Source organism: Streptomyces sp. URMC 124 (assembly GCF_051386455.1).
Classification (GTDB): Bacteria; Actinomycetota; Actinomycetes; order Streptomycetales; family Streptomycetaceae; genus Streptomyces.
Genome location: NZ_JBPQTS010000604.1, coordinates 1 through 244, shown reverse-complemented (window position 1 = coordinate 244; position 244 = coordinate 1). Strand labels below are relative to the sequence as shown.

Sequence of the window (244 nt, the reverse complement as noted above, 5' to 3'; positions counted from 1 at the left end):
ATGCAAGGGAGGCGAATGCCGTTGCCGCAAATTACGATCAAAATGTACGAAGGGCGGTCGGATGCTCAGAAGGAAGAAATCGTCGAGGTTTTTACCAGGGAGCTGTCCCGAATTATCGAACGGGAGCCCGAGTTCATCAGCATCCGGTTTGACGAGATTCCGATTGATGAGCATGCGCCGGCCAATTTGAGAAACAAGAGGTGAGGAAGGATGGCCGATCGAAATCATGCGGCTGGATTGGGGA

At 52.5% G+C, this 244-nt stretch carries 1 protein-coding gene; it reads left to right on the top strand.

The genetic code is table 11. The features are described 5' to 3' along the window. A partial coding sequence (locus ACSNOG_RS33855) for a tautomerase family protein (RefSeq protein ID WP_436756497.1) occupies positions 1 to 204 on the top strand: 204 nt, incomplete at its 5' end. Between the last annotated feature and the right edge of the window lie 40 nt (positions 205 to 244).